25 protein-coding genes are annotated in these 17,648 nt (G+C 59.4%); 15 read left to right on the top strand and 10 right to left on the bottom strand.

Features of this window, described 5'->3' with window-relative positions:
- Window positions 1-140 precede the first annotated feature (140 nt).
- Window positions 141-503, top strand: a complete 363-nt coding sequence (locus I5192_RS12205) for a response regulator transcription factor (protein WP_008756687.1) — start codon at window positions 141-143, stop codon at window positions 501-503.
- Here the strand turns inward: I5192_RS12205 and I5192_RS12200 are convergent.
- Window positions 485-1,474 (bottom strand): glutathione S-transferase family protein, encoded by a 990-nt coding sequence (locus tag I5192_RS12200; RefSeq protein WP_223116939.1) that lies wholly within the window; start codon window positions 1,472-1,474, stop codon window positions 485-487. The genes I5192_RS12205 and I5192_RS12200 overlap by 19 nt on opposite strands.
- 212 nt (window positions 1,475-1,686) lie before the next feature.
- Here I5192_RS12200 and I5192_RS12195 point away from each other — a divergent pair, with 212 nt between their 5' ends.
- A complete protein-coding gene (locus I5192_RS12195; protein WP_223116938.1) occupies window positions 1,687-2,040 on the top strand; it encodes a hypothetical protein in 354 nt (117 codons plus the stop codon).
- A 90-nt stretch (window positions 2,041-2,130) separates the two neighbouring features.
- Here I5192_RS12195 and I5192_RS12190 read toward each other — a convergent pair whose 3' ends face one another.
- Together I5192_RS12190 and I5192_RS12185 are read right to left on the bottom strand one after the other, a co-directional pair.
- Window positions 2,131-2,829, bottom strand: coding sequence for a fumarylacetoacetate hydrolase family protein (locus I5192_RS12190; RefSeq protein ID WP_170609756.1), 699 nt, complete (start codon window positions 2,827-2,829; stop codon window positions 2,131-2,133).
- Window positions 2,830-2,859: 30 nt separating this feature from the next.
- Window positions 2,860-4,032, bottom strand: coding sequence for a MalY/PatB family protein (locus I5192_RS12185; protein WP_223116937.1), 1,173 nt, complete (start codon window positions 4,030-4,032; stop codon window positions 2,860-2,862).
- A gap of 94 nt (window positions 4,033-4,126) precedes the next feature.
- Here I5192_RS12185 and def (I5192_RS12180) point away from each other — a divergent pair, with 94 nt between their 5' ends.
- The 6 genes from def (I5192_RS12180) to speB all read left to right on the top strand — a co-directional run bounded on the left by def (I5192_RS12180) (window position 4,127) and on the right by speB (window position 7,439).
- Window positions 4,127-4,645 carry a peptide deformylase gene (gene def, locus I5192_RS12180; protein ID WP_170392632.1) on the top strand — a complete coding sequence of 173 codons (519 nt, stop codon included), beginning with the start codon at window positions 4,127-4,129 and terminating at the stop codon, window positions 4,643-4,645.
- On the top strand, window positions 4,642-5,136 hold the full coding sequence (def, locus tag I5192_RS12175; RefSeq protein ID WP_170513416.1) for a peptide deformylase: 495 nt from the start codon (window positions 4,642-4,644) through the stop codon (window positions 5,134-5,136). The genes def (I5192_RS12180) and def (I5192_RS12175) overlap by 4 nt, the downstream gene beginning before the upstream one ends.
- Window positions 5,137-5,159: 23 nt before the next feature.
- Window positions 5,160-6,074: a methionyl-tRNA formyltransferase gene (gene fmt / locus I5192_RS12170; RefSeq protein ID WP_223116936.1), complete on the top strand. Its 915-nt coding sequence runs from the start codon at window positions 5,160-5,162 to the stop codon at window positions 6,072-6,074.
- 6 nt (window positions 6,075-6,080) lie between these two features.
- Window positions 6,081-6,317 (top strand): hypothetical protein, encoded by a 237-nt coding sequence (locus I5192_RS12165; RefSeq protein ID WP_170392629.1) that lies wholly within the window; start codon window positions 6,081-6,083, stop codon window positions 6,315-6,317.
- Between the two features lies 1 nt (window position 6,318).
- Window positions 6,319-6,555 (top strand): GlsB/YeaQ/YmgE family stress response membrane protein, encoded by a 237-nt coding sequence (locus tag I5192_RS12160; RefSeq protein ID WP_170392628.1) that lies wholly within the window; start codon window positions 6,319-6,321, stop codon window positions 6,553-6,555.
- A gap of 62 nt (window positions 6,556-6,617) precedes the next feature.
- Window positions 6,618-7,439 (top strand): agmatinase, encoded by an 822-nt coding sequence (gene speB, locus I5192_RS12155; protein ID WP_223116935.1) that lies wholly within the window; start codon window positions 6,618-6,620, stop codon window positions 7,437-7,439.
- On the opposite strand, the gene I5192_RS12150 is transcribed toward speB, so the two are convergent.
- From I5192_RS12150 to I5192_RS12120, 7 genes are all read right to left on the bottom strand, one after another.
- Window positions 7,436-8,035, bottom strand: a complete 600-nt coding sequence (locus I5192_RS12150) for an alpha/beta hydrolase (protein WP_170392626.1) — start codon at window positions 8,033-8,035, stop codon at window positions 7,436-7,438. The genes speB and I5192_RS12150 overlap by 4 nt on opposite strands.
- 24 nt (window positions 8,036-8,059) lie before the next feature.
- Window positions 8,060-8,683, bottom strand: coding sequence for a trimeric intracellular cation channel family protein (locus I5192_RS12145; RefSeq protein WP_170392625.1), 624 nt, complete (start codon window positions 8,681-8,683; stop codon window positions 8,060-8,062).
- Window positions 8,680-9,147: a ribonuclease HI gene (gene rnhA / locus I5192_RS12140; protein WP_170402325.1), complete on the bottom strand. Its 468-nt coding sequence runs from the start codon at window positions 9,145-9,147 to the stop codon at window positions 8,680-8,682. The genes I5192_RS12145 and rnhA overlap by 4 nt, the downstream gene beginning before the upstream one ends.
- Entirely contained in the window at window positions 9,140-9,727 is a 588-nt protein-coding gene (locus I5192_RS12135; RefSeq protein ID WP_223116934.1) for a bifunctional 2-polyprenyl-6-hydroxyphenol methylase/3-demethylubiquinol 3-O-methyltransferase UbiG, read from the bottom strand. Before I5192_RS12135 ends, rnhA begins: the two co-directional genes overlap by 8 nt.
- A complete protein-coding gene (locus tag I5192_RS12130; protein ID WP_170392622.1) occupies window positions 9,724-10,176 on the bottom strand; it encodes a DUF3429 domain-containing protein in 453 nt (150 codons plus the stop codon). The genes I5192_RS12135 and I5192_RS12130 overlap by 4 nt, the downstream gene beginning before the upstream one ends.
- Window positions 10,173-11,123, bottom strand: coding sequence for a 4-hydroxy-3-methylbut-2-enyl diphosphate reductase (ispH, locus tag I5192_RS12125; RefSeq protein WP_170392621.1), 951 nt, complete (start codon window positions 11,121-11,123; stop codon window positions 10,173-10,175). The genes I5192_RS12130 and ispH overlap by 4 nt, the downstream gene beginning before the upstream one ends.
- Before the next feature lie 202 nt (window positions 11,124-11,325).
- Window positions 11,326-11,901, bottom strand: coding sequence for an NYN domain-containing protein (locus I5192_RS12120; protein WP_039541714.1), 576 nt, complete (start codon window positions 11,899-11,901; stop codon window positions 11,326-11,328).
- Between the two features lie 126 nt (window positions 11,902-12,027).
- Here I5192_RS12120 and folK point away from each other — a divergent pair, with 126 nt between their 5' ends.
- The 7 genes from folK (at window position 12,028) to I5192_RS12085 (ending at window position 17,632) form a co-directional block, all read left to right on the top strand.
- Window positions 12,028-12,609: a 2-amino-4-hydroxy-6-hydroxymethyldihydropteridine diphosphokinase gene (gene folK, locus I5192_RS12115; protein ID WP_223116933.1), complete on the top strand. Its 582-nt coding sequence runs from the start codon at window positions 12,028-12,030 to the stop codon at window positions 12,607-12,609.
- A gap of 94 nt (window positions 12,610-12,703) precedes the next feature.
- Window positions 12,704-13,057 carry a DNA-directed RNA polymerase subunit omega gene (rpoZ, locus tag I5192_RS12110; RefSeq protein ID WP_010437681.1) on the top strand — a complete coding sequence of 118 codons (354 nt, stop codon included), beginning with the start codon at window positions 12,704-12,706 and terminating at the stop codon, window positions 13,055-13,057.
- A gap of 25 nt (window positions 13,058-13,082) precedes the next feature.
- On the top strand, window positions 13,083-15,215 hold the full coding sequence (locus I5192_RS12105; protein WP_170662887.1) for a bifunctional (p)ppGpp synthetase/guanosine-3',5'-bis(diphosphate) 3'-pyrophosphohydrolase: 2,133 nt from the start codon (window positions 13,083-13,085) through the stop codon (window positions 15,213-15,215).
- Between the two features lie 16 nt (window positions 15,216-15,231).
- Entirely contained in the window at window positions 15,232-15,930 is a 699-nt protein-coding gene (locus tag I5192_RS12100) for a DUF2062 domain-containing protein (RefSeq protein ID WP_170392618.1), read from the top strand.
- Window positions 15,923-16,669, top strand: coding sequence for a pyridoxine 5'-phosphate synthase (locus tag I5192_RS12095; RefSeq protein ID WP_170392617.1), 747 nt, complete (start codon window positions 15,923-15,925; stop codon window positions 16,667-16,669). Before I5192_RS12100 ends, I5192_RS12095 begins: the two co-directional genes overlap by 8 nt.
- Window positions 16,666-17,289, top strand: a complete 624-nt coding sequence (locus tag I5192_RS12090; protein ID WP_170425202.1) for a LysE family translocator — start codon at window positions 16,666-16,668, stop codon at window positions 17,287-17,289. Before I5192_RS12095 ends, I5192_RS12090 begins: the two co-directional genes overlap by 4 nt.
- Before the next feature lie 16 nt (window positions 17,290-17,305).
- Window positions 17,306-17,632, top strand: a complete 327-nt coding sequence (locus I5192_RS12085) for a Dabb family protein (RefSeq protein ID WP_170636242.1) — start codon at window positions 17,306-17,308, stop codon at window positions 17,630-17,632.
- Window positions 17,633-17,648 lie beyond the last annotated feature (16 nt).

Here is a 17,648-nt window from a genome sequence, read left to right as displayed (position 1 = left end):
ATTTTTGCCGTTCTTACAAGCGAATCCGCCCGATCACGGCGCTGTGCGGGTCTTGTTAACACTTTGTTAAGGAAATCGCGTGATCACGGACAACAGGGGTCGGCACCACTCACCCATATCACGTGCCGAGGTTGTTGCAAATGAAAGTACTGATTGTTGAGAGTAACCCCGATCTAGGTCGGGTCTGGCAGCGGCATCTGCAAAGGCAGGAGGCCGAAGTCACGCTGGTCGAAACGCAAGAGGCCGCGATCCTGGCACTGTATGGTACCGCATTCGATATCATCGTGCTGGATCTGGTTCTGGAAACCGGCAGCGCCTTGGCGGTTGCCGATTTCGCAAGCTATCGCAGGCCCGAGGCGCGAGTGATCTTCGTCACCAACACCACATTCTTCTCGGACGGATCAATCTTTGCCCATAGCGCGAATGCCTGCGCCTATGTCCAAAGCTCGACCCCGCCCGAGGATCTGGCGGCCATGGTCGAACACTACGCGGCGGGGCGCTGATCCCGCCCATGGGGTTCTGAATAGTCCAACGTTGGATTCACCGGAATAATTCGGTGCGGATTGATGCTGTCATGGCTGAAGTGATAGTGGCGCACGATGTGGTTCATGTTCACAGACTGCGCCACGCCGGGCCATTGATATAGCTCCCGCGTAAAGGCCCAGAGGTTCGGGTAGTCCACCAACCGACGCTTGTTGCACTTGAAATGTAAATGATAAACCGGGTCGAACCGGATCAATGTGGTGAACAGGCGCCAGTCGGCCTCGGTCACGCGGTCACCCATAAGATAGCGGTTCCGGGCCAGACGATCCTCAAGCCAGTCCAGCGTGTCGAACAGAGGGCCAACCGCGGCGTCATAAGCTTCTTGCGAGGTGGCAAAGCCGGATTTGTAGACCCCGTTATTGACATCGGAATAGATGCGCGCGTTGACCTCTTCGATCTCGTCCCGCATTGCCTCGGGCCAGTAGTCGTCTGTGTTGCCGGTGATCCCGTTGAAAGCCGAGTTGAACATGCGGATGATTTCCGAGCTTTCGTTCGACACGATCGTTTTCTCAACTTTGTCCCACAGGATCGGAACCGTAACGCGGCCCGAATAGTGAGGGTCGGCACGGGAGTAGATTTGATGGGCAAATTCTGATCCGAACAGTTTGTCGCCGGTCGCGCCATGGTCGTCGGTCTCAAAGGTCCAACCTTTATCCAGCATATCCGGATGCACGACCGAGACCGAGATGTGGTCGCTCAGCTCTTTCAACTCACGAAAGATCAGTGTGCGGTGCGCCCAAGGGCAGGCGTGCGAGACATAAAGGTGATAGCGCCCCGATTCCGCCTCGAACCCGCCGCGCCCCGAGGGGCCGGGCGCGCCATCGGCGGTGATCCAGTTGCGAAACTGTGCGGCCGAGCGTTTGAACGCCCCGCCTGTGGATTTGGTGTCATACCAGGTGTCATGCCATTCGCCGTCGACAAGCAGGCCCATCGTTATTCCTTTCGCATTGCGATTGGGTCAAAGATAGGCCGTCTTGCGTCACGATCCTATTTCACCGGGCGCGCATCAGGCCTGCATGCGCGCACAGGTGGGGTGCGGTGTCTGGGCACCAGAACCGCAATGCCAAAACTTATGTGACGCCGTTCACTGGATTTTTACAGGAATCGCGTCAGACTAATGAGTGTTAAGGGGGGAAGTTTATTATGAGTACCTATGTTTCCAAGGAAATTCGCGCCGAATTGGATGCGGCCCGAATCGCTACCCTCAAGAAATCCAGCCGTTTGCGGGTGGAGGTTGGCGACAATAGCTTCAAAATTTTGACATTGTGGAAGGATGGTTTCACCGTCGAGGCCGAAACCACGCCGCGCCTGCGTGGGCTCGTCGATATCTATGACGGTGCCAATCACATGTATCAGTGCCTGATCATCGCAGATGAAGAAGCGGTGGGTGAGATGCGCTATGAGTTCAAGCGTAACACTGTGGCAGCCGACAAGGCCCCGCTGGATTTCTACCGCGCCCCGGATGCACCGATCGCATTGCTCGAAAACCGCGACTGACGCGCGCACCGTTTGACCTTTGGCACCGACGCGCCACCGGCGCTCGGGCGGCAATGGTGCCACGAGATTCTCGGTATCAGGCCGGACGGTTTAGTCGGAGGCCGTCAGGGTCAGGTGCACAGGAGCCAAACCATCGATGCCGCCTTCAATTCGGTCTCCGGCGACCACAGGCCCGACCCCGGCGGGTGTGCCGGTCAGGATCAGATCGCCGGGGCGCAAATGGTAGAAACCCGATAGATGGGAGATCAGTTCATCGATCTTCCAGACCAGCTCTGACAATGTGGCGTCTTGTACGACCCGCTCATTGACGCTCAGATAGATGCGCTTGTCATCAGATGGGCTCCAGTCATCGGCGCGGGTCAGCGGAGCGAAGACCGCGCCGTTTTCCACATCCTTGCCCAGATCCCAGGGGCGCTGCTTGTTGCGCTCACGAATCTGCAAGTCGCGGCGCGTCATGTCCAAGGCACAGCCGTAGCCAAAGATCGCGGCTTGGGCCTGCGCGGCCGTGGCCTGAAAAACCGGCTTGCCGATGGCAACGGCCAGTTCCATTTCGTGATGATAATCCTCGGTGCCTGCCGGATACGGCACATGCGCTCCGGTCAAAACCGCGTTGGGCGCGGATTTGGTGAAGTAAAACGGCGCCTGACGATCCACCTCATGCCCCATCTCGGCAGCGTGGGCGGCATAGTTGCGGCCCACGCAAAAAATCCGTCCGATCGGATAGGTCGCCTGTTCCCCCTGCACCGGGATGCTTGGGATGTCCGGAAGCGTAAAAAGGTGGTTGGGCATGACGTGCCTCCGTTTATTTATGAACGGGGTTCATTGTAAATCGCCAAAGGCTGTCTTCAATCGCGCACAGGCTTCTTCAACCCGCTCGCGTTGGGTGGCCAGATTGAAGCGCTCGAAGGTTTCTCCACCGGTGCCAAAACCGGGGCCTGAGGATGTCGCGATCCGCGCATCTTCGCGTAGGCGGCGGACAAACTCATCGTGGCTCATACCCGTGCCCGAAAAATCGACCCATGCCAGATAGGTCGCCTGCAGAGGCATCGACCACAGGCCCGGTATCTCGGCGATGGCAGCATCAAACAGCTTCCGGTTCGCGTCCAGGTGGGCAATTTGTTCATCGACCCATTTTGCACCTTCCGGCGAATAGGCGGCAGTGATCATCGCCACACCCAACGCACTGGGGTCATAGTCCAGCGTGGTGATCCGGTGCCGCATCTCGGCCCGCAGCTTGGCGTCGGGAATGATCATGTTGCCGGTACGCTGACCGGCGATGTTGAATGTTTTCGACGCCGCGGTCAGTGTCACCGTCCACGGGCGCGCGTCGGGGGCGGCCGTATCCATCGGTACGAAGGTATTGCCCGGATAAACCAGATCATGGTGAATCTCGTCCGACACAAGGATCAGCCCGTTGCGCTCCGCAAACGCCGCTACAGCGCGCAGTTCATCCGGCGTCCAGACCCGACCTGACGGGTTTTGCGGCGAGCACCACAGCAGCAGCTTTTCTGATCCGTCCAACTGCGACTGCGCATCGTCCAGATCAAGCCCATAGCTGTCGCCATCGCGTACCAGCGGGCATTCCACCACGCGGCGGCCGGATTTGTTCACCTTATGGGCAAACTCATGGTAGACGGGCGTGAAGATCACGACGCCATCTCCCGGGTCACTCCAAACATCCAGACACAGGGCAATCGCATTGCCCAACCCTTGCGAGGTCAGAATCCAATCGGTGTCGATCTCCCAGCCATGGCGAGTCTTCATCCACCACTGGATTGCATTCAGATAATCCGGGTGCATCCATGAATATCCAAACGCGCCATGATCGGCCGCTTCCCGCACCGCCTCGATCACGCAAGGGGCCGTGGCATAGTCGGAATCAGCCGTCCACATGGCCAGCCCATCCTCGGGGGCGACACCGTAAAGCTGCTCCATCTTGTCCCATTTTGAAGAGTTGGTGCCCCGGCGGTCGATCAGGTCGTTGAAAGTCATGTCATCTCCATCTGTCGAGGCGAAAGCTAACCACAAATCCATAAGGTGCAAGGGGGCCGTTGCGGAGGCGGGCGCGATGGCCTAAATCAGCCCCATGAAACGTAATATCCTGATCCATCCCGATCCCCGCCTGAAAAAGGTCTGCGCGCCGGTGGCTGACATCACCGATGATCTGCGCAAACTGGCCGATGACATGCTGGAGACGATGTATGACGCGCCCGGTATTGGCCTTGCTGCGCCGCAGATCGGTGTGCTCGACCGGCTGATCGTGGTGGACTGCGTCAAAGAAGAAGGTGAGGCCCCACGCCCACTGGTGATGTTCAACCCCGAGGTCATCGCCTCCTCGGACGAGACCAACGTTTACGAAGAAGGCTGCCTGTCGATCCCTGAGCAATATGCAGAAGTCACGCGCCCGAAGACGGTTGATGTCACCTGGCTGGACCGTGACGGTAATCTGCAGCAGGAAACCTTTGATGATCTCTGGGCGACTTGTGTGCAGCATGAGATCGACCATCTGAACGGTAAGCTCTTCATCGACTATCTCAAACCGCTCAAGCGCCAGATGATCACGCGTAAGATGCAGAAGCTCAAGCGCGAAAAGGCCCGCACATGACGGTGCGGACCTGCCTGCCGTGGCCCGACAAGCGCCTGCGCACCAAGGCCGAGGACGTCCCCGAGATCACCGACGACATCCGCACCATCTGGGATGACATGATCGATACGATGGAGGCGATGCCGGGCGTTGGCCTCGCTGCGCCGCAGATAGGAGTTATGCTGCGGCTGGCTGTCGTGGATGGCTCGACCCAGCGGGGCAAAGCTGTGCGACTGGCCAACCCCGAGATTCTGCACAGCTCGGTTGAGCTGCGTGAACATGACGAGGCCAGCCCGAACTTGCCCGGCGTATCTGCCAAGGTGAAGCGACCGCGCGCAGTGACCGTGAAATTTCTCAACGAACAGGGCCAGATCGACCGCCGTGATTTTGTCGGCATCGAAGCCACCAGCGTGCAGCATCAGATCGACCACCTGAACGGGCGGATGTATTTCGACCGGCTCAGCAAGGTCAAACGCGACATGCTGCTGCGCAAAGCACAGAAGATGGGGTGAAACCCCATCCTAGGGAGGGACGGATGCGTATCATCTTCATGGGAACGCCAGATTTCTCGGTGCCGGTGCTGGATGCGCTGGTCCGTGCCGAACACGAAATCGCCGCCGTCTATTGCCAACCGCCACGCCCCGCCGGTCGCGGTAAAAAAGACCGTCCAACCCCGGTGCACGCGCGTGCCTTGGCGCTGGGCTTAGACGTTCGCCACCCCAACTCGCTGAAATCGCCCGAAGAACAGGCCAGCTTTGCCGCGCTGTACGCCGATATCGCGGTGGTCGTCGCCTATGGCCTGATCCTGCCACAACCTATTCTGGACGCGCCAACCCATGGCTGCCTGAACATTCACGCCAGCCTGTTGCCGCGCTGGCGTGGGGCCGCGCCAATACACCGCGCGATCATGGCAGGCGATGTGCAAACCGGTGTTTGTATCATGCAGATGGAGGCCGGGCTGGATACAGGCCCCGTTCTGCTGCGCGAAGCCACCGATATCGGCATCGAGGAAACCACCGCGCAACTCCATGACCGCCTGTCGGATATGGGCGCGGCTCTGATCGTTGAGGCTCTGGCCAAACTGCACAGCCTTACACCTGACCCGCAGCCCGATGAGGGCGTGACCTACGCCGCCAAGATCGACAAAGCCGAGGCGCGGATCGATTGGTCGGCCCCCGCGTCCGAAGTCGATAGAAAAATCCGCGGTCTCTCCCCGTTCCCCGGCGCATGGACCGAGGTTGAGGGTAATCGGATCAAACTGCTGGCTTCGCGGCTGGCCGAAGGACGGGGCACTCCGGGCGAGGTGCTGGACGACCACCTGCGCGTGGCTTGCGGCGAAGGCGCAGTTGAGTTGCTGCGCTTGCAACGGGCAGGCAAGGGCGCGCAGGATAGGGAAACTTTTCTGCGGGGATGGCCCATGCCGGCCGGGACCCGCCTGTCATCGGAGTAGGCGTACATGATCATGATCATGATGGGCACGGTCGTGATTGCCGGGATCGTAGGCTATCTGTCTGAACAGACTGGCTTTACCCATAACGGCTATCTGCAGTCGATCATCATCTGCGTGGGTGGTGCTTTCCTGTTCTATTTCGTGCGCATCATGTTCGGCATCAGCTTTGGCCCGCCGGGGTTGGACGCGGTGCTGTCCTCGATCGGTGCGCTGATCATCGTGCCCACGCATTGGAGGAAATGATATGCCGATCATCGCCCTGATCATCGTCGGAGCCGCTGCAGGTTTCCTCGCCACCCGCCTAATGCGGATCGAGGCCGATATTCCAACCACCATGCTGATCGGCATTGTCGGCGCTTTGGTGGGCGGTTTGGTACTGCGCACGCTCATCACTGTGATGGGCTGGCTCTCAGGGTTTATCGGCGCCGTTCTGGGGGCGCTCTTGGTGATCTGGATCTGGCAGACATATATCCGCCGCTGATCGCTTGACCCGACCGTGATCTGCGACCAATGTCCCGTCAATTCTTTGTTGAAAGGCCTCTCATGTCGCATGATCTGACCGCCGGAGACGTCGCGCTGATGGGCGTGCCGTTGGACCTGCATTCCTCATTCCTGCAAGGCCCCGCGTTTGCCCCGGGTCGCATCCGCGAGGCGTTGCATTCCGGCGCGGCCAACCTGACCGCCGAGGATGGCACTGATCTGGGCGCAGCCGACCGTTTCAAAGACACCGGCGATCTGGATGTGTTCGAGATGATGGGGCAGGAACCCATCGACCGGATCGAGGCAGGGGCCGCCGCCCGGATTGAAACCGGTGCACGATTATTGTCGTTGGGGGGCGATCACTCGGTCGCCTATCCGCTGATCAAGGCGCATGCGGACCGGTATGAGGGGCTGAATGTCCTGCATATTGATAGCCATCCCGACCTTTATGACAGCCAGCAGATTGGCCCGCTGGGTCATGGCTGTCCATTTGCCCGCGTGATGGAGACCGGCAAGATCAAACGTCTTGTTCAGGTCGGGATCCGCACCATGAACAAGCACCAACAGGAACAGGCCGACAAGTTCGGGGTCGAGGTGATCGACATGCGCAACTGGCGCCCCGATCTGGAGATCAGCTTTGACGGCCCGGTCTATCTGTCGCTGGACCTCGATGCGCTGGATCCAGCCTTTGCTCCCGGCGTTTCACATCACGAACCTGGCGGTCTCAGCACGCGCGAGGTGATCGACCTGATCCATCGCTTCAAAGGGCAGCTGGTCGGCGCGGATATTGTCGAGTTGAACCCGCACCGCGATCCCTATGGCATGACCGCCATGGTGGCAGCGAAATTCGTCAAGGAAATCGGCGCGCGGCTGCTCAGTCGCTAACGTTCGTCGCAGATTGCGGCAGTGCCAAGGCGAGGGGCGGACCGTGTAGTCATGTCGAACCGGTTCGCCTCGGACGCCGTCATCCAGTGCATCTCTTCCTCGGATGCTGCATCCAGCGTGAACCAGTAGAAGTCGGGATCGACGCCGATATCTTCGAAATAGTTCAAATACCGGTCATGCTCGGGGTGATCTTCGGGTAGCTCCGCAGCGACATAGCCGCCGCCGCCCCAGCTGTGTACGCCCACGCAGGCGCCGGGTTCCAGCACGCGTCGGTTACCCGCTAGAAACAAATCGGTGCCGCCCGAGGCCACCAGCCCGTTTGACGGAACCACCGTGTCGAACCCTTCCTCACGCACTACGCGACTGAAGACCACATTCGAGTCATCATCGACCGAACCTTCGATATTTTGCAGCACCAGCGTCTTGATCTCGGGGTTCTCGTCCATCACTTCTTCAAACGCGCTGAGCGTTGTGTGGTCGATCGTTCCGGATGCGACGATCTGATTGCCCACTGCCGTGAAGCTGACCGGGGCGTATTGCTCTGCACATGCCGTTAGCAGCAGTGCCGTGGCCAGAAACGAAAGTCTGTAGGTCATCGCGATCTCTTGTCCGTTTCTACCCTATTGCCGAGGCGGTCGGGCCTTGTAAACCGGCAACTGCCAACCGAACAGCAGAGATCCGGCGCGCAACGCCCAGCAAATCAATGCACATAAGCCCAATGCCAGCAGGCCTTCCAGCCCGAGGCGGGTGGCAAACACAGCGGTCAAGGCTCCGATAAAGGCGCAGGATACATAAAGCTCACCCTGTTTCAGTACCAGCGGCACCTCGTTGCACACCACGTCACGCATCAAGCCGCCCAAACAGCCCGTGGTCACCCCCATCAGCACTACGATGATACCGGATTGATCCAACGACAACGCCGCACCCGTGCCAGCAGCGACCGCGATGGACAGGGCGAAACTGTCCAACCAAACCAGCCAATTATACCGGCTTTCGACCAGATGAGCGGTAAAAAATACCAGCACCGCAGCGCCGCAAGCGATCAGGATATAAGCGGGCTGACCGACCCAGAAGATCGGATGTCGGTCCAGCAGCAAGTCGCGTACGGTACCACCGCCCACTGCCGTCAGACAGGCGATGAAGGCAAACCCGACCAGATCAAGCTGCGCTCGGCTGGCCACCAGCGCACCGGTCAGCGCAAAGACCAAAACCGAGGCGTAATCCAGCAGGGCAAGCCCGCTCACGCCTGCGCCTTCTTAGGTTTGAATGGGGCCATGCCGGCGCGTGCCAACTCATCCGCGCGTTCATTTTCGGGATGGCCCGCATGACCCTTGACCCATTCCCATGTCACCTGATGCCGCTCTTGCGCCTCATCCAGCCGCTGCCACAGATCGACATTTTTGACCGGCTTCTTGTTCGACGTCTTCCAGCCGTTCCGCTTCCACCCGAAAATCCATCCCGTAACGCCGTTCTTCACATAAGCGCTGTCGGTGACGATAGTCAGCTTCGAGGGCCGCTCCAGCGTCTCCAAAGCACTGATTGCAGCCAGCAGTTCCATCCGGTTGTTGGTTGTCTCGGCTTCGCCTCCGCTCAGCTCGCGTTCTTTCAGGATGGTCTCGCCATCCATCGCGCGCAGCAGTACGCCCCAGCCGCCGGGGCCGGGATTTCCGGAACAGGCACCATCGGTATAGGCAAAGAGATCAGGCATGAGCGAATACCAGAATGAACCCGTCGTAAGACCCGGCCAAACCCTTCCCCATTCCCTGCACGGAACGATCAATGATGAAACCTGCCGAGGTCAGGGCGTCCTTGATCTGGGCCTCTGAATAATAGGTATAGTAACGGTCCAAATCATCGCGATGCTCGCCCGTGCCCAGCTTCATTCCCAGGAACAGCTGCCCGCCCGGCTTCAGTGCGGTGTGGATCGCGTTCAGATGACGCAGGAAATCGGCGCGCGGGGCGTGCAGCAGGCAGAAACTGGCATAGACGCCGTCATACTCTGCTACCTCTGTGACGTCATCGAAGGTGCCAAGGTGGGCGTCAACACCGTTGCTCCGCGCATGTTCAACAAAGGCAGGGGTTGCATCCAGCGCCCGTACCTTCAGCCCTTGCCGCATCAGAAACGCGCTGTCTGATCCGGGACCCGAGCCCAGATCCAGCACATATCCACCCTCGCGGACCGCATCTACAAAAGCCTGACGCGCCTCTAGCTGCTCGGCGGGCAGGGGGATCCTTAGGTAATCCGCAACGCGATCCGTGTAGGCCTTGATGGTCCGTTCATCACTCACAGGTAAACTCCCACAGCAAGACAGGTCAGCACGACAGCGGTTAGCAGGACGCGCAGCCGCATCCACCAGACCGGGGTCAACCGCCAATATGAGAACATGGCGTCCAGCAAAAGCAAGCCCGCAAACCCATACATCAGGTTGGTGCCCGCATTCACCGGACCGCCGCCGGTCGTGAAAAATGCCCAAAGTGCAGGCAACACCGACAAGGTGTAACAGGCCGCAGCTTTGCTGCCTGAGGTTTTGGTGGCGAAGCCCCACAACACGCCCGACATGAAACTCAGGATCACCGAGCCATAGAATAGCTGAATATACGGCCCCACGAAGCGCGACCCCAGCGTCTGCCGACCCCAATCGTTCAAATCACCGTTCAGATAAGTCAGCGCGCCCCAGACAAACGGGATCAGCCCAGCCAAACCAAGGAATAACGGCGCGCGGGGGATGCCGCTCATGCTGGTTCCCGCAATACGCGGGGAACTTTGAACTCGACATTCTCGACAGCGGTTTCGACCAGCTCGACGGTGACATCGTAGTGGTCGCGGAATGCATCGATCACCTCGTTCACCAGCACCTCGGGCGCGGATGCCCCGGCGCTAACCGCAATGCTGGAAATTCCTTCCAGCGCACGCCAGTCGATCTCGGTCGCGCGCTGCACCAGCTGCGCATAACTGCATCCGGCGCGCGAGGCGACCTCGACCAGACGACGTGAATTCGATGAGTTCGGCGCACCCACCACCAGCAAGGCATCGGCTTTCGGAGCGACGGCTTTCACCGCTTCCTGCCGGTTGGTGGTGGCATAACAAATGTCTTCCTTGTGCGGCCCGACGATGGCGGGGAAGCGGGCCTCAAGCGCGGCAATAATGTCCTTGGTGTCATCCACCGATAGGGTTGTCTGGGTGACAAAGGCCAGCTTTTCGGGGTTACGCACAGCGACCTGCGCCACATCTTCTACCGTTTCAACCAGCAGCACCTCGCCATCGGGCAGCTGTCCCATGGTGCCGATGGTTTCGGGGTGGCCCTTGTGGCCGATCATGATCATCTGCAGCCCGGCATCCGCATGGCGCTGCGCCTCGACATGTACCTTGGATACAAGCGGGCAGGTGGCGTCGACATATATCATCTCGCGCTGGGCTGCTGTGGCGGGCACCGATTTTGGCACACCGTGGGCCGAGAAGATCACGGGGCGATCATCAGGGCATTCGTCCAGCTCCTCGACAAACACGGCACCCTTGGCGCGCAGACCGTCGACGACGAATTTGTTGTGAACAATCTCATGGCGCACATAGACAGGCGCCCCCCATTTTTGAAGGGCCATTTCCACAATCTTGATGGCACGGTCCACTCCGGCGCAGAACCCGCGCGGGGCGGCCAGATATAATGTCAGCGGCGGCTTTGTCATTCGGCGATCTCCTGGACCGAACACCTAGGTCTTTTCATTGCCATGGTCCAGACAGCACTGCGTCATTTCACTGACATGAATCGCTGTTAGCACAAGGGTGTTTTCAGCACCTATACCTTTAAAGTCGCGCGGCCAGGGCTTCTGGCCCTGGCCGCGCATATTCTTGCCAACCCCCATTGGTGAGTGGTGGGGTTTGGTGGGGTCAGTGCCCGCCTGCAGCTGCGACGCTGCGGGGTTCAGTCGGCATCTCGCGCGGAGGGCGGCCGATCACGTCGCGCAGGTCTTCCAGCTCAATGAAGTTATCGGCCTGGCGGCGCAGTTCGTCCGAAATCATCGGCGGCTGGCTACGGATGGTCGAAACAACGGAAACACGTACGCCCTGCCGTTGCAGGCTTGCGATCAGCGGGCGGAAATCCCCATCGCCCGAAAACAGTACGATATGATCAACGCGTGGTGCCAGTTCCATGGCATCGACGGTAAGCTCGATATCCATGTTTCCCTTGACCTTCCGACGCCCCATGCTGTCGGTGTATTCCTTGGCCGGTTTGGTGACCATGGTGAAGCCATTATAGTGCAGCCAGTCCACCAGAGGCCGGATCGGGGAATACTCGTCATTTTCCAGTAGCGCTGTGTAGTAGAAAGCTCTAAGCAGTTTGCCTCTGCGCATAAATTCCTGACGCAGCAACTTGTAGTCGATGTCAAACCCCAGTGCTTTGGCGGCTGCATAAAGATTCGAGCCGTCGATGAACAGCGCTAGCCGTTCGTCCTTGTAAAACATAAAATGGTCCTTCCGGTATAAGCCACCGCACCGTGAGCTCCGTGAGTGATAAAGTAATAGGTCAGTGCAATGGTGTCCTTAAAATAGGTGTTTTAGGCTTTATCGCAAGTATTCTCTGGTCCGAATATGGGGTCTGAAGTGGACAAAACCTTGTCAAAAGCGGTCATTGCCCTAGGGGCAAATCTCAGTCTGAGAGGTTGTGGGCCCAAGGTGACACTTGAGCGGTCGCTGATCGCGATGGCCGAGGCGGGCTTGGTGATTCGCGAGACAAGCCGGTTTTTTGCCACCCCATGCTTTCCGGCAGGGGCAGGGCCGGACTATGTCAACGCAGCGGTTTTGATCGAATCGGACCTCACGCCACAGGGTGTTCTGGACCTGCTGCACCGCATCGAACATGATTTTGAGCGCGCCCGTGAACAGCGTTGGGGCATGCGCACTCTGGACCTCGATCTGGTCTGTTGGGATGAACTTGTGCTGCCGGATGACGCCGAATACCAGCGCTGGCTGACCCTTCCCCCCGAAGATCAGACCAAATCTGCGCCGGAACACCTTATCCTGCCCCATCCGCGCTTGCAGGACCGCGCTTTTGTGCTTGTTCCCATGATGGATGTCGCCCCCGATTGGCGCCATCCCGTTCTGGACCGGACAGTGACGCAGATGGTTGCAGCCTTGCCACCCGATGAGGTGGCAGAGGTCAAGCCTCTGTGATCCTCGCATTTGCGGCATTTCTTGCTTGTCAAGGCGGGGATTCGCGCTTAGATAAACCCCTTCCTGCCACGGATTCATTTACGGAGAGCGCCCTATGGCCCGCGTTACGGTCGAAGATTGTGTAGACAAGGTCCCGAACCGGTTCGAACTGGTGATGCTTGCAGCCCACCGGGCGCGCGAGATTTCTGCTGGTGGCCCGATCACCGTTGACCGCGATAACGACAAGAACCCTGTCGTCTCGCTACGCGAAATCGCCGACGAAACCCAAAGCGCTGATGAGCTGCGCGAGCGTCTGATCGAAGCCAACCAGACCCAGATCGAGGTTGATGAGCCCGAAGAAGATCAGATGGCCCTGCTGATGGGTGCGGAATCTGACAAGCCTGCGGATGACGACATGTCGGAAGAAAAGCTCCTGCGCGCTCTGATGGAGGCCCAGGGCCAGGGGTAACCCAAGCGACAAAGGTGCGGACCGGATGATTTCAGAAGAAGACCTGATTGCGCTGGTCCGCAATTACAATCCCAAGACAAATGCCGACCGCATCGAAAGGGCCTATGAATTTGGCCAAAAGATGCATGAAGGCCAGTTTCGCCATTCCGGCGAGCCCTATTTCTCTCATCCCGTTGCAGTTGCCGCCATCCTGACCGAACAGCGTCTGGATGATGCGACCATTATAACGGCCCTGTTGCACGACACGATCGAAGACACCAAAGCCAGTTATGGCAAGGTTACCGAACTGTTCGGGGATGAGGTCGCCAAGCTGGTCGATGGCGTCACCAAGCTGACCAACCTGCAGCTGTCCAGCCGTGAAACCAAACAGGCCGAGAATTTCCGCAAGCTGTTCATGGCCATGTCCAAGGACCTTCGGGTTATTCTAGTCAAACTCGCCGACCGCCTGCACAACATGCGCACGATCAAGGCGATGCGCCCTGAAAAGCAGGTGCAAAAAGCGCGTGAGACAATGGATATTTACGCGCCGCTTGCGGGCCGCATGGGGATGCAATGGATGCGCGAGGAACTCGAAGACCTTGCCTTCCGCGTCCTGAACCCCGAAGGCCGCCAGTCGATCATCCGCCGCTTTATCACTCTGCAACGCGAAACCGGCGACGTGATCCATCGCATTACCGGCGACATGCGGCACGAATTGGAAAAGGCGGGCATTGAAGCCGAAGTCTTTGGTCGCGCCAAGAAACCCTATTCGATCTGGCGCAAGATGCAGGAAAAGGATCAGGGTTTCTCACGTTTGTCCGACATCTACGGGTTCCGCATCATCACCCAGACCGAGGAAGACTGTTACCGCACACTCGGTGCCATCCACCAGCGCTGGCGCGCGGTGCCAGGGCGATTCAAGGACTATATCAGCCAGCCGAAATCGAACGGTTATCGCTCGATCCACACAACGGTTTCGGGGCGCGACGGCAAAAGGGTCGAGGTTCAGATCCGCACCCGCCAGATGCACGATGTGGCCGAAACCGGCGTTGCAGCGCACTGGTCCTATCGCGACGGTGTGCGGTCCGAAAACCCCTTTGCGGTCGACCCGGCAAAGTGGATCGCAAACCTGACCGAGCAATTCGACAGCGAGGATGATCATGAGGATTTCCTCGAAGCTGTGAAGCTCGAGATGTATTCGGACCAGGTGTTCTGCTTCACCCCCAAGGGCGATGTGGTGAAACTGCCGCGTGGGGCGACGCCGATTGATTTTGCTTACGCAATCCACACCCGCATTGGTCATGCCTGCGTGGGGGCCAAGGTTGATGGCATTCGTGTGCCGCTTTGGACCCGGCTCAAGAACGGGCAGTCGGTGGACATCATCACCGCCGATGGCCAGAGCCCGCAGGTCACGTGGCTTGAGATCGCAGTCACCGGCAAAGCCCGCACCTCGATCCGCCGCGCCTTGCGCGAGGTCGACCGGGAACGCTTCATCAAGCTGGGTAAGGAACTGGCCCGCGCCGGGTTCGAAAACCTGGGCCGCAAAGCCACCGACAAGGCGCTGGAAACCGCTGCCAAACACCTGCGTTTAAAAGATCGGGACGAGTTGCTGGCCCGTCTGGGCAGTGCCGAGTTGACCGCCCATGAGGTGGTCGAAGCGGTATATCCCGAACTCACCAAGGATGATGGCGACGCGATCTCGCCCCGTCGTGCTGTGATCGGGCTTGAACCGGGCCAGAAATTCGATCGTGCCCCCTGTTGCCAGCCACTGCCAGGCGAGCGCATCGTCGGAATTACATATCGCGGCAAGGGTGTTGTCGTGCACGCCATCGACTGTGATCGCCTGACCGAGTTTGAAAATGAACCCGAGCGCTGGGTTGATCTGCACTGGCATTCGGGCACCCACCCCGCCGTCTATGGCGCGACGCTGGATTTGACCATCGGCAATGATGCCGGGGTGCTGGGGCGTATTTGCACATTGATCGGCGAGAAAAAGGCCAATATCTCGAACCTCGAATTTGTCGACCGCAAACCGGATTTTTATCGGCTGATGATCAATGTCGAACTTCGCGATCTTGAACAGCTGCATTCGCTGATGCTGATGCTCGAGGCTGAAAGCGACGTTGCTGCGGTCGAACGGTACCGGGAAAGTGCGAAACCCGCCGTTGCGGCTGGCTGAGAAGGGGTGATCACGAGTGGTTTTCAAGCGCCGAGATCGCCGCTCGCCTGTCCAAGTCGCGTCAGAGTTCGTCTATCCGCGCGGCGGATGGACCCGTGCCTTTCACTATGTCAAACATCGGGTTCGGCGCCTGCCTGACAGCCCGGAACGCATCGCGCGTGGCATCGGGGCAGGGGTGTTTGCCTCGTTCACGCCTTTCTATGGCTTGCATTTCCTGGTCGCCGCCGTGCTGGCGCGGCTGCTGAACGGCAACATTCTTGCCGCGCTCAGCGGCACGTTCTTTGGCAATCCCCTGACCTATGTGCCGATCGCGGTCATAAGCCTGCAAACCGGGCATTTCCTGCTGGGGACCAAGTTCCGCAAAGACGATACCGATGGGTTGATGGGGAAATTTGCGGATGCGATGGGCGATCTCAAGGACAATTGCATCGCCATGTTCACCCATCGCGAGGCGGACTGGCACGGGCTTAGCCGGTTCTATGACGATGTGTTCTTTCCTTATATGATCGGCGGGGTCATTCCAGGCATCGTGGCCGGAGTGATCTGCGCCTATCTTAGCCTGCCGCTTATCCGTACTTATCAGCAACGCCGCCGCGCCAGAATCAAAGCGAAGTTTGAACAAATCAAACGCCTTGCTCAGGCAGAGGCTGACGTTCCCCCGACAAAACCACTAGGCTCGACCTCAGGGACAATGAAGGATTCGAAAGATGTCTGACAACCGTTTGCGTCTGGGCGTGAATATCGACCACGTAGCCACCGTGCGGAATGCGCGCGGCGGGGCCTATCCCGACCCACTACGCGCCGCCCGGATCGCGGAAGAGGCCGGGGCCGACGGCATCACAGCACATCTGCGCGAAGATCGCCGCCACATCTCGGACGCCGATATCGACGGGTTGATGGAGATCCTGTCGGTGCCGCTGAACTTCGAGATGGCCGCAACCGACGAGATGCAGAAAATCGCCCTGCGCCACAAGCCGCACGCCGTCTGCATCGTTCCCGAAAAGCGCGAGGAACGCACAACCGAAGGGGGGTTAGAAGTCGCGCGCGAGGAAAATAAGCTGGCCCATTTCATTGCGCCCTTGCGCGATGTGGGCTGCCGCGTGTCGATCTTCATCGCCGCCGACCAGCGCCAGATCGACGCCGCCCACCGCATTGGGGCTGAGGTGATCGAACTGCACACCGGTGCCTATTGCGATTTCCACGCCGAAGGCAAACTGGACGACGCCGCGCGCGAACTGGAAGCCCTGCGCGAGATGTCCGCCTATGCCCATTCGCTGGGTCTTGAAGTTCATGCGGGTCACGGGCTGACTTACGACACCGTGCAACCGGTGGCGGCCTTCCCTGAAGTGCGAGAGCTGAATATCGGCCACTTCCTGATCGGCGAGGCCATCTTTCGCGGCCTCACCCCTGCGGTTCACGAAATGCGCCGCCTGATGGACGAGGCGCGGGCATGATCACACCCGGCTTTGTTGCGATCTGGTTTGCATGGCTCATGGCCGGGGGCTCTCCGGGCCCTGCCACCATGGGCATCGCCGGAACCGCCATGAACGAAGGCCGCACCGCCGGTCTGGCCTTTGCGCTGGGCATCTGCGCCGGGTCCGCCGCGTGGGGCATCGCCGCCGCACTGGGGCTGTCGGCGATCATGCTGGCCAATGTCTGGGTGTTCGAGGTGATCCGCTATATCGGCGTCGCTTATCTGGGCTGGCTGGCGCTCAAGGCGCTGCGCCGCGCGCTGACTTCGGATGAGGTCGCGCTGGGCAATCCGGTCACCGGCTCATTGGGCACGATATTTGCCAAGGGTGCAGCGATCCATCTGACCAACCCCAAGGCGATCCTCAGCTGGGGCTCGATCTACGCCATCGTTGCGCCAAATGACGCCAGCCTTGCTATGCTGCTGGGTTATTTCGCCATGCTCTATGCGGGTTCACTGCTGATCTTCATCGGCTACGCCTTCTTGTTTTCGTCTGCGCGCATGGTCAACGCCTATCGCCGCGCCCGCCGTTGGTTTGATTTTGCCTTCGCGGGTTTCTTTGGCGTGGCCAGCTACAAGATTCTCACGGTGCGCCTGTCATGACCTCTGAGGTGCAAGGATGATCCGACATTGCGTGATGCTGCGACTCAAGCCCGATCACGACACCGCAGAGCTTGCAGCTGTGATGGATGGGCTGGGCGCGGTCGCAGACCGTTTGTCTGGCTGCGGTGGCTTCATCCACGGCCCCAACCGCGATTTTGAGGCAAAATCCCCAAGCTATCCCTACGGCTTCACGCTGGATTTCGCGGCTCAGGCCGACCTACAGCGCTACGCCAGTGACGAAACCCACCAGCAACTTGGCGCACGGCTTGTCGCGCTGTGCGTGGATGGGGCCGAGGGCGTCTTGGTGTTCGATCTGGAAACGCCCGACGCGGCTGACCAATAGGAGACGAGGGACTGTC

Source organism: Ruegeria sp. SCSIO 43209 (assembly GCF_019904295.1).
Taxonomy (GTDB): domain Bacteria; phylum Pseudomonadota; class Alphaproteobacteria; order Rhodobacterales; family Rhodobacteraceae; genus Ruegeria.
This window is presented reverse-complemented; position numbering and strand designations above follow the sequence as displayed.